Here is a 9,639-nt window from a genome sequence, read left to right as displayed (position 1 = left end):
CTCAGCCCGTTCTCGCCGGAATCCAGCAGCTTCTCGAGCTCGGCGATGACCGGCTCGGGGCCGGAGTTGCGCACCGGATAGATGCCCACCGACTGGCCGCGCATCCAGTCGGCGTCGAAGGAGAGGGCGGTGTTGACGGCGGTCTGGCGCTCGCTCGCCGTGCCCTGGATGAGCAGGACGTTGCGGGCGGGATCGGGGCGCAGCATGCCGGCCTGCACGGCGAAGCTGTCGAGCAGCGGCACGAGGGCGGACACCGAGACGTAGCGCAGCGGCACCACCGAGACGCCGTAGCCCGGCTGCGGGCGGCCGGAGCCCACGTCGACGGCGCCGGTGCCGGGGGCCTCGTTGGCGGGCACCAGGCGGTAGCCCACCGGATCGCGCACCATGGCCACGTTGTTGGCCTTGAGGGCGGTCTCCAGCACGTAGATGAGGTCGCCGCGGGGCACCGGGCGGGCGGAGGCGAGGGTGATGGTGCCCTGGATGCGGGGATCGACCACGAAGCCGAGGCCGAGGATGTCGCCGAGGACCACCTTGGCGACGCCGGCGATGGGGGTGTTGTCGAAGGAGAGGTCGTAGCCGTCGCCACCGCCGCCCGCGCTTGTGGCGCTGCCGCCGGACGCCGCGACGACGCCGCTCTCCGCCCCGCTGGCGAAATACTCCACCGGGCGGCGGTCGTCGGGGATCTGCTGCTGCGCCGGCGCCGGCGCCATCGGCCGCGGCGAAAGGTCCAGAGCCCGAACCTGATCCATCGGGCTCAGAGGACGCGTGTCCTCAGGCAAAAACGAGCAGCCCCCGAGGCCCAAGAGCACCACGAGCGTGCTTGCCCCCCAGCTGAAGCAGCTCCGGGCGCGCAGGCTTACCGCTGGCCGTTCCTTCCCCAATCTCCCCCCGATCCCACTCTTGTGGTCCCGGTCCGTCCGGGATGCAGCGCGGCATCATGAGCCGGCCGGACCCTAGTCTGAAGGAACAGAAGTCTCAAGGGACGGCTGTCCCGCCGGCCGGGCACCGAGGCCGAACTTGGAACGGGCCCAGCCTGAAACAGACCCGGCTTCGCAAGCATTTGCCGCCCGTTCTCTTCCGGGCGAGCACGAACGCGACGAGCCGGGCCGGACCCCTCTCCTCTATTTAGCTTAGACCTTGGGCAATTGACGCGCTTAGCCTCGCTCCTATCGTTACGTCCGGTCAATACATTTTGCCGGCACCAGAAAAACACCCCGTGTGCGGGGCCATCGCAAGGATGGCGCGGGCCGTCCTGATGGGCTAGATCCATCGGCAAGGCGGCGCCCGCACCCGAGTGCGGTGTCGCGCGCGGGCGGTTCCTGCCGACGGGTCCGCGCGCCACGCGGAGGCCGCCGCCGGGCCACCCTGCTGGCATATGATGCCCGCGGGAAGAGCTTCTGGGATGCAGGCGCCGGAGGGATCATGAGGATGGCTGTCGACGGCGCCGGCGACTTCCTGACCCATTTGACCGGCGGCCACCTGCTGCGCGCCGAGACGCCGGACGCCTTCGCCAGCCTCATGTCCGACGAGCGCCCGTTGCGCCGGGTCTGGGAGGCGAGCGAGCTCTCCGCTGCAGACTTCGCCGACGAGGTCGCCCGCTTCTACCGCCTGCGGCGGGTGTCCCTGCCGGAGCTGATGGCCGCGAGCGCCCTCGTCTCGCATTTCTCGGCGCGCTTCCTGCGCGAGATGACGGTGCTGCCGTTCCGCGATGCCGACGGCACCTGCTGCCTCGCCGCGGGCGATCCCACCGACGCCACCGTGGTCCGCGCGGCCGAGATCGCCCTCGGCGAGAAGGTGGTGCTGGTGGTGGCCTCGTTCGAGGATATCGCTACCGCCCTCGCCGCCTGCCTCGGTGCCGACGAGGCGGTGGCGCCGGAAGCCGCGACCCCGGCATCCGACCGGGTGGGCGAGGACATCGACAGCCTGCGCGACCTCGCGAGCGGCGCCCCGGTGGTTCGCGCGGTCAACGACCTTCTGGAGAAGGCGCTGGAGCTGCGGGCGAGCGACATCCACATCGGGCCGTTCCGCACGGGGCTCGAGGTGCGCCTGCGCATCGACGGCCTGCTGCGGCCCATCCCGGCGCTGAGCGACGTGCTCCCCCAGGCGGTGATCTCTCGCATCAAGATCCTCGCCGGCCTCGACATCGCCGAACGGCGCCTGCCGCAGGACGGCGCGGCCCGCATCAAGCTCGGCCGCTCCGAGCTGGAGGTGCGCGTCGCCATCATGCCCACCCAGCACGGGGAAAGCGCGGTCATCCGCCTGCTCGCCCGCGAGCGCGGCGTGCTGTCTATTGACAAGCTGGGCCTCGCCGAGGGCAACCGCGACACCCTGACCCGCCTCCTCGCTCTGCCGCATGGCATGATCGTCGTCACAGGCCCAACCGGCTCGGGCAAGACCACGACGCTCGCCACCATCCTGTCGATCCTGAACGAGCCGACCCGCAAGATCCTCACCATCGAGGACCCGGTGGAGTACGAGATCCGCGGCGTGTTCCAGAGCCAGGTGCGCCCGCAGATCGGGCTCACCTTCGCCACCGCGCTGCGCTCCTTCCTGCGCCAGGACCCGGACGTCATCATGGTGGGCGAGGTGCGCGACCAGGAGACCGCCCACATCGCGGTGCACGCCGCCCTCACCGGCCATCTGGTGCTCACCACCCTCCACACCGACACGGCCGCCGCCTCGGTGCCGCGCCTGCTTGACCTCGGCGTCGAGGGATTCCTGCTGAAATCGACGCTGAGGGCGGTGATCGCCCAGCGCCTCGTCCGGCAATTGTGCGAGCGCTGCAAGCGCCCCCACCGGCTCACGGCCTCCGATGTGGCGGACGACCCGCGCTATGAGGCGCTGGGCTTCAAGGCGGGGGAAACGGTGCACGAGCCGGTGGGCTGCGAGCGGTGCAGCGGCTCGGGCTACCGTGGCCGCATCGGGGTGTTCGAGATCTTGGTGCTCGACGACGCGATCCGCGAGATGATCGACCGCCACGCTGGCGCCGCGGCGCTCGACCGGGCGGCCATCGCCGCCGGCATGACCACCATGCTGGACGACGGCGTCGCCAAGTGCCGCGCCGGCCTCACCTCGGCCGCCGAGGTGCTGCGCGTGACAACGGTGCGCTGAAGCCGCCATGGCCACCTACACCTACAGGGCCCTGACGCAGTCCGGCCAATTGGTGAGCGGCCAGATCGCCGCGCCCACCGAGGCGGAGGTGCGCCGGCGCATCGAATTCCTCGGCCTTGTGCCGGTGGAGACCATGCCGGCGCGCGACCCCTCCGCGGCCGCCCGGTTCGGTCTGAGCTTCGGCGGGCCGAAGGCGGCGGACGTCACCCTCTTCACCCGCGACCTCGCCCTGCTGCTGCGGGCCGGCGCGCGGCTCGACGAGGCGCTGGAACTGCTCACCACCGACGCCGACCTCGGACGGATGAAGGCGGTGGCGCAGAAGGTGCGCGCCGACGTGCTCGCCGGCGAAAGTCTCGCCGACGCCCTCGCCGCGCACCCCAAGCTGTTCCCGCCGGTCTATGTGGCGCTGGTGCGGGTGGGCGAGGCCTCCGGCACCATGGACCGCATCCTCGAACTGCTCGCCGCCGAGCGGGCACGGGCCGAGGAGCTGAGGCGCAAGGTGATGGAGGCGATCCAGTATCCTGCCTTCGTGCTGGTGGCGGCGGGGGGCGTTCTCGTCTTCTTCCTGCTGTTCGTGATGCCGCAATTCTCCTCCGTGCTGCGCGACATGGGCGCCAAGCTCGATCCGGCGGTGGAGGTGCTGCTCGATCTGTCCGACGGCCTCCAGGCGCATACGCTGGAGGTGGGGATCGCCGTCGTGCTCATTCCCCTCCTTGCGGCATTGGCGCTGCGCCGGCCGGGCGTTCGCGGTGCGGTGTTCCGCGTCCTGGCGCGGCTGCCGCTCATCAAGACGGTGCTGCTGTTCCGCCGCTCGGCGGTGTTCTGCCGCAACCTCTCCATCCTGCTCGGCAACGGCGTGACGCTGACGGCGGCGCTGCGCATCATCGTCGATGTCATGTCCTCGGGGGAGGAGGTGTCGGTCTGGGCCAAGGCCGGCGACAAGGTGCGCCACGGCGGGCGGCTCTCCGACGCCTTCTCGGAGGGCGACGTGCTGCCGCCCATGGCGATCCGCATGCTGCGCCTCGGCGAGGAGACCGGCCAGCTGGCCCTGCTCTCCGGCCGCATCGCCGACTTCTACGAGGAGAAGCTCCAGCGCGCCCTGTCCAAGGTGGTGGCGGTGATCGGGCCGCTCGCCATCGTCACCATTTCCGTCGTCGTCGGCGGCTTGATCGTCTCGGTCATGACCGCGCTCCTGTCGGTCAGCCAAAGCATCGGATGAGCAGCGTGAACATCTGGACCAGACTTGTCCCCCAATTCGCCTTGCCCGCCCGCCGGCGCCCGAGTGCGCGGCGGCGGCGCGCCGCCGAGGCCGGCTACACGCTTGTGGAGCTGCTGGTGGTCATCACCATCATCGGCCTCATCGTTGCTCTGGTGGGGCCGCGGGTGCTCGGATATCTCGGGGATTCCAAGGTGAAGACCGCGAAGATCCAGATCCAGGGCTTCGCCAGCGCCCTCGACCTCTATTATCTGGACGCGGGGCGCTATCCCTCCACCTCCGAGGGGCTGGGCGCGCTGGTGCAGCGGCCGCCGGGGGTGGCGGTGTGGAACGGGCCCTATCTGAAGGGCGGCCAGGTGCCCAACGACCCCTGGGGCAAGCCCTACGCCTATCGCTCGCCCGGCGCGGGGGCACCCTACGACATCGTGTCCCGCGGCTCCGACGGGCAGGAGGGCGGCAGCGGTACTGCCGCGGATATTTCGAGCGCGATGCGATAGCGGCGGGGCGGATGCCCGGCATCGACGGAACAGGGATGGCCGCTGCGCGGGGCGACCTTAAGAGACCGGGAGGGCGGCGATGCCGCGCGCGGAGAGGGCGGACGAGAGCAAGCTAGAGGGGGGCGAGCTGGAGGGAGGCGAAGCCGGCTTCACCCTGCTCGAGATCGTCTGCGCCCTCGCCATCGTGGCGCTGCTCGCGGCCATCGCCTTGCCGCGGCTGCCGCTCGGCACCTCGCGGCCGCGCCTGGAAGCCTATGCCGTCGAGGCGGCCGCCGTGTTCAAGGCGGACCGCGCCGCCGCCATCCGCCGCGGCGCGCTCATCGCCACCGGGGTGGACGCCCTGACCGGCCGGGTGGTGTCGGGTGCGAGCGGGCGTACCATCCGCATCCCGCGGGACGTGCGGGTTGAGGCGGTGCTGCCGCGCTATTGCAACGGCCGGCGGGTGAATGCCGCCATCGGCTTCTTTCCGTCCGGCATGTCCTGCGGCGGCGTGCTCACCCTGGCGCGCGGCGCTGCCGCCTACGAGGTCCGCGTGAACTGGCTGACGGGAGGCGTGGAGATTGTATCCCGGCACAACTCCTGACCGGCGGCGCGGGCGCGCCGGCTTCACGCTGCTGGAGGTGCTGGTCGCGCTCGCGGTGACGGCGGCGAGCCTCGGCGCCATCGTGCAGGTGTTCGGCGCCAATGCCCGTGCCGCCCGCACGCTGGAGCAGCACGTCGCGCTTCTCCAGACCGCGCGGGCGGTGGAGGCCGGCATCCCGCAGCGGCGCGACCTCGCCCTCGGTACGCTGGACGGCGAGGTCGCCGGCCACCGCTGGCGGATGGACGTGCGCCCCCTCGACGCCGGCGAGCTGCCGGCCGGCGCGCGCTGGGTACCGCGCAGCGTCAGCATCCGGGTGCGCGGACCCTCCGGCGCGCAGATCACCCTTGAGACCGTCCGCCTCGTGCCCCGGAGCGGGCCATGAGCCCAGCGCGGTGGATGTCGCGCCGCCACCCGGCCGCCGGCTTCTCTCTGGTGGAGCTTCTGGTGGCGCTTGCGCTGACCGGGCTGGTGCTTGCCATGCTGATCCTGGTGACGCGGCAATGGCTGCCCCAGTGGCATCGCGGCATCGACCGGGTCGAGAACAGCGAGCAGATGGCCTTGGCACTGGACCGCATGGCCGCCGACATCGCCGCCATCACGTTCGTCCCGGCCACGCGGGAGCGCCCCCGCCCCCTGTTCGAGGGGCTCGGCAACGCCTTGATCTTCGTGCGCACGGCACTCGGGCCCAACGCCCGACCGGGGCTGGAGATGGTGCGTCTCGCCGAGGACCGCAGCGCAGGCGGCGTGGTGCTCACCCGCAGCACCGCGCCATACCTGCCGCGCGACCCCGAAACCCCGCTGCCGGTGTTCGGCGCGCCGGTGACGCTGCTGCGCCCGCCCTACCGCGTCGTCTTCTCCTTTGCCGGATCCGACGGGATCTGGCAGGAGCAGTGGCAGGAGCTGGACGAACTGCCCCGGGCCATCCGCATCGTCGTCCGCGACGGGACGACGGGACGGGCGCTCGACGTCTCCACCGCCGTCATGCTGGGCGCGCAGCTGCCGGCGTCCTGCGTGACCGACCCGCAGCAGCACGGCTGCGATGGCGACGCGCTGCCGACCGACGCCGCGCCACCGGCCGAGCCGGACCAGAAAGGGACCCAATGACGCCGCCAGAAGCCATGGCGAACGCACCGGCACGGCGGCCCGCGGGGGGGAGCGAGGGCTTCATCCTCGTCGCCGTGCTGTGGATTCTCGGCGCGCTGGCGACCTTCGTGACCATCTATTCGCTTTATATCGGCACCACCGCCACGGCCGCGGCGGCGCGGGACGAGACCTTCGCCACCCGCAGCCTGGCCACCGCAGCGGTCGAGCTGGCCGCGTCCCGCCTCGCGGGTCTGCCGCTCGGCGATCGGCCGCGCCACGGCGAGGTGGTGTTCCAGATGGGCAAGGCGCGCGTCAGCGCCGTCTTCCAAGAGGAGACGGCGCGGATCGACCTGAATTCGGCCTCGCGGCAGCTCCTGATCGGCCTGTTCACCGTGCTCGGTGCCGAGCCCGCCACGGCGGAGCAGCATGCCGACCGGATCATTGGATGGCGCGCCCCGCCCTCCGGCCCCGATCAGAATGCGGAGCTGGCCCTCTATCGCGACGCCGGCCTGAGCTATGGGCCGCGCGCCGCCCCGTTCGTGCAGGTGGACGAGCTGTGGCGGGTCGTCGGGCTCTCGCCGGCGCTGGTGGAGGCGGCCCTGCCCCATCTCACGGTCTTCAGCGGCCGCGCCGAGGTGAATGTGCAGCATGCTGATCCCGTGGTGCGTGCCGCCGCCGCAGCCGCGCCCCGTCCCGACGGCGTCGAGGGTCCCCGGCCCGGGACGGACGCCGCCGCGCAGGTCATCACCGCCTCCGATGCGGTGCGGGTGGTCGTGCGCATCGACTTCCCCGGCGGGCGCCAGCGCTTCGCCGAGGCGGTGATCCTGGTGCGCAATTTCGGCGATGCGCCCTACCGCATGCTGTCGTGGCGGGACGAGCTGCCGCTGCACGCACCCGGGATGGGCGCGGGAGGAAGCCGGGGATGACGCTGGATACCCTGCTGGACGCCTTCGCCCGCTGGCTGGATCTGGCCGCCGCCTACGTCGGCGATCTCATCCGTTCGGTGCGGCGGGTGAAGGCCGTGCGCATCCGCGAGGACGCGGATGGCCGCTTCACACTGGTGGGCGCGAGCGGCGCGCGCTTCGTCTTGTCCGGCGCCGCCGACCCGCCGCTGCCGGCCGCGGTGGCCGCACAGGTCAAGGGACATGCGGTGGAGTTGGAGCTCGCGCCCGCCCGCTTCCTGGTGCGCCCCCTCGACCTGCCGAAAGGCGCGGTGGACTTCCTCGACGGCATCGTGCGGGCGCAGATCGACCGCCTGACCCCCTGGACCGCGACCGCCGCCGTCTACGGCTGGACCACGCCCGAGGCGACGGCGGAGGAGCGCATCCGCATCCGCGTCGCCGCTGCGCCCCGCGAGCGGATCGCGCCGTGCCTCGACCGGCTGCGGGCGGCCGGCGCCCGCTCGGTCACCGTGCTGACCCGCGCCGGGGTCGATGCGGGAGCCGAGCCCGTCCGTGTGCTCGACCCGTCGGCCGACAGCGGCGGCATGGCGGGCGTGCGGACCGTGCTGGTGGGCATCCTTGCCGGCGCGGCTATGCTCGCGGCTGCGAGCGTGGGTGTCGCGACCCTCATCGGCGGCGGCCTCGACGATGAGCTCGCCGAGCTCGACCGCCGTGCGGCCGTCGCCCGCCGCATCCTCATGGATGCCCAGGGCGCCCAGGCGCCGGCCCTGCGTGCGCTGGAGCAGCGCAAGCATGCCGAGCCCTCCGTCGCGCTGGTGATCGAGGCGCTCGCGCAGATCCTGCCCGACGATACCTATGTGACCGCGCTGGAGCTGGAGGGCGACAAGGTGGAAATCACCGGCGTCTCGCGTGCTGCGCCCGACCTCATCCGGCTGCTGGAGCGCTCGGGGCGCTTCACCCAGGCGACCTTCGTGGCGCCCACCACGCCCGTGACCGACGGCGCCGGCGAGCGCTTCCAGATCGAGGCGCGCATCGCCGTGCGCTGGGAGGTGGCGCGATGACCATGCCGGCCTCCCCCACCAGCCGCGGCGCGCGGCGCGATCTGCGGCCGATGCTTGCGGCGCTCGCCTATGCCGCCGTGGTGCTGGCGCTGCTGGGGGTGGCGGCGTCCACCGTCGCCGACCTGATGGACCGACGGGCGGCCGTGGCCGAGGCGGCGGACCGCCTCGACCGCCTGCAAGGGCGCCGCCCGGGTGGCGGACCACCCACCGGCACGGCGCAGGATGGCTCGCCCTTTCTTGAGGGTCCCTCCCTCACCATCGCCGGCGCCGACCTGCTACAGCGCGTCACCACCGCAATCGCCCGCTATGACGGGCGCCTGACCTCCTCCCGGGTGGAGGTGCAGAGCACCCGCTACGGCGCCGATTTCGTCGCCGTGACCGCCGACCTCGATATCAGCCAGACGGATTTGCAGAAGCTGCTCTATGATCTGGAGGCGGGAATGCCCTTCTTGTTCGTCGGGCAGCTCGCCGTACAGGCGCAGGCCCGCGGCGAGGGTGGCGACGACGAGCGCGTTCGCGTAACGCTTACGGTATATGGGCAGTGGCAGAAGTCTCCATGACGCATCGCGCACAGGTCCTCGGTCTCCTCCTCGCCGGCTTCGGCGGGGTGGCGAGCGCATGGGCGGCCGGTCCCGAGCTTGCGGCGCCCCCGCCGCAGATCGGCGCTATCAGCTTTCAGGCGCAGCCGGCGGGAAGCCTCGCCGCCGCCGCCGAAGAAGGCGTGGGCAGGGGCGCGGACGCGCGCGGCAATCCCCTGTGGGACATTCCGCTGGAAACCCTCCAGGCCAGCCGGGAGAGGCCGCTGTTCAGCCCCTCGCGCCGGCCGCCCGAGCCGGTGGTCGCGCTGGCCCCTGCCCCGCAGCCGCTCCGCCAGCAGGAGGTCCGCGCGCCGGAGCTGAGGCTGACGCTGGTGGGCACGGCGGTACGTGGCGGCGAGGGCTTCGGCATCTTCCTCGATGCCACCACGAACACGGTGGTGCACCTGAAGCCCGGCAGCATGCATGACGGCTGGCAGCTGGTGGCGCTGGACATGCGCCAGGCCCGGCTGCGCAACGGCGGCACGACGCGCACCCTGAGCCTGCCCGACCACGGCGCCGACGGGCTCGCCCAGCCCAAGAGCCCCTCCCGCACCGCGGCGGGTGACGAGGGACGGTCCCAGCCGGTGCCTCTGCCCCGCTGACCAGCG

General features: G+C 72.2%; 11 protein-coding genes. 10 read left to right on the top strand and 1 reads right to left on the bottom strand.

Annotation, left to right across the window (positions count from 1 at the left end; genetic code table 11):
* The coding region (locus ABLE93_RS25115; RefSeq protein WP_348842430.1) for a secretin N-terminal domain-containing protein at window positions 1–749 on the bottom strand (749 nt) is incomplete at its 3' end.
* Window positions 750–1,428: 679 nt separating this feature from the next.
* Between ABLE93_RS25115 and ABLE93_RS25110 the strand changes: the two genes are divergently transcribed.
* The 10 genes from ABLE93_RS25110 to ABLE93_RS25065 all read left to right on the top strand — a co-directional run bounded on the left by ABLE93_RS25110 (window position 1,429) and on the right by ABLE93_RS25065 (window position 9,633).
* The gene (locus ABLE93_RS25110; RefSeq protein ID WP_510183083.1) at window positions 1,429–3,111 is read left to right on the top strand and encodes a GspE/PulE family protein; all 1,683 of its coding nucleotides are present in this window, start codon (window positions 1,429–1,431) and stop codon (window positions 3,109–3,111) included.
* A gap of 7 nt (window positions 3,112–3,118) precedes the next feature.
* Window positions 3,119–4,330 carry a type II secretion system F family protein gene (locus ABLE93_RS25105; RefSeq protein WP_348842429.1) on the top strand — a complete coding sequence of 404 codons (1,212 nt, stop codon included), beginning with the start codon at window positions 3,119–3,121 and terminating at the stop codon, window positions 4,328–4,330.
* Window positions 4,327–4,824, top strand: coding sequence for a type II secretion system major pseudopilin GspG (gspG, locus tag ABLE93_RS25100; RefSeq protein ID WP_348842428.1), 498 nt, complete (start codon window positions 4,327–4,329; stop codon window positions 4,822–4,824). Before ABLE93_RS25105 ends, gspG begins: the two co-directional genes overlap by 4 nt.
* 79 nt (window positions 4,825–4,903) lie before the next feature.
* A complete protein-coding gene (locus tag ABLE93_RS25095; protein ID WP_348842427.1) occupies window positions 4,904–5,407 on the top strand; it encodes a prepilin-type N-terminal cleavage/methylation domain-containing protein in 504 nt (167 codons plus the stop codon).
* Entirely contained in the window at window positions 5,385–5,789 is a 405-nt protein-coding gene (locus ABLE93_RS25090; RefSeq protein WP_348842426.1) for a PulJ/GspJ family protein, read from the top strand. The genes ABLE93_RS25095 and ABLE93_RS25090 overlap by 23 nt, the downstream gene beginning before the upstream one ends.
* Complete coding sequence (locus ABLE93_RS25085; protein ID WP_348842425.1) at window positions 5,786–6,511, top strand: PulJ/GspJ family protein; 726 nt, start codon at window positions 5,786–5,788, stop codon at window positions 6,509–6,511. The genes ABLE93_RS25090 and ABLE93_RS25085 overlap by 4 nt, the downstream gene beginning before the upstream one ends.
* On the top strand, window positions 6,508–7,416 hold the full coding sequence (locus ABLE93_RS25080; RefSeq protein ID WP_348842424.1) for a type II secretion system minor pseudopilin: 909 nt from the start codon (window positions 6,508–6,510) through the stop codon (window positions 7,414–7,416). The genes ABLE93_RS25085 and ABLE93_RS25080 overlap by 4 nt, the downstream gene beginning before the upstream one ends.
* Window positions 7,413–8,453, top strand: a complete 1,041-nt coding sequence (locus tag ABLE93_RS25075) for a PilN domain-containing protein (RefSeq protein WP_348842423.1) — start codon at window positions 7,413–7,415, stop codon at window positions 8,451–8,453. The genes ABLE93_RS25080 and ABLE93_RS25075 overlap by 4 nt, the downstream gene beginning before the upstream one ends.
* Window positions 8,450–9,013, top strand: coding sequence for a type II secretion system protein GspM (gene gspM, locus ABLE93_RS25070; protein ID WP_348842422.1), 564 nt, complete (start codon window positions 8,450–8,452; stop codon window positions 9,011–9,013). The genes ABLE93_RS25075 and gspM overlap by 4 nt, the downstream gene beginning before the upstream one ends.
* On the top strand, window positions 9,010–9,633 hold the full coding sequence (locus ABLE93_RS25065) for a hypothetical protein (protein ID WP_348842421.1): 624 nt from the start codon (window positions 9,010–9,012) through the stop codon (window positions 9,631–9,633). The genes gspM and ABLE93_RS25065 overlap by 4 nt, the downstream gene beginning before the upstream one ends.
* The last annotated feature ends 6 nt before the right edge of the window (window positions 9,634–9,639 follow it).

Source organism: Xanthobacter pollutisoli, assembly GCF_040044995.1.
Lineage (GTDB): Bacteria > Pseudomonadota > Alphaproteobacteria > Rhizobiales > Xanthobacteraceae > Xanthobacter.
Note: the sequence above shows the minus strand (reverse complement) of the source record. Positions and strands in the feature narration are given on the sequence as shown.

Coding starts and splice junctions, on each gene's coding strand:
- ABLE93_RS25110 (WP_510183083.1), top strand. CDS start 1,429: ATGGCTGTCGACGGCGCCGGCGACTTCCTGACCCATTTGACCGGCGGC.
- ABLE93_RS25105 (WP_348842429.1), top strand. CDS start 3,119: ATGGCCACCTACACCTACAGGGCCCTGACGCAGTCCGGCCAATTGGTG.
- gspG (WP_348842428.1), top strand. CDS start 4,327: ATGAGCAGCGTGAACATCTGGACCAGACTTGTCCCCCAATTCGCCTTG.
- ABLE93_RS25095 (WP_348842427.1), top strand. CDS start 4,904: ATGCCGCGCGCGGAGAGGGCGGACGAGAGCAAGCTAGAGGGGGGCGAG.
- ABLE93_RS25085 (WP_348842425.1), top strand. CDS start 5,786: ATGAGCCCAGCGCGGTGGATGTCGCGCCGCCACCCGGCCGCCGGCTTC.
- ABLE93_RS25080 (WP_348842424.1), top strand. CDS start 6,508: ATGACGCCGCCAGAAGCCATGGCGAACGCACCGGCACGGCGGCCCGCG.
- ABLE93_RS25075 (WP_348842423.1), top strand. CDS start 7,413: ATGACGCTGGATACCCTGCTGGACGCCTTCGCCCGCTGGCTGGATCTG.
- gspM (WP_348842422.1), top strand. CDS start 8,450: ATGACCATGCCGGCCTCCCCCACCAGCCGCGGCGCGCGGCGCGATCTG.
- ABLE93_RS25065 (WP_348842421.1), top strand. CDS start 9,010: ATGACGCATCGCGCACAGGTCCTCGGTCTCCTCCTCGCCGGCTTCGGC.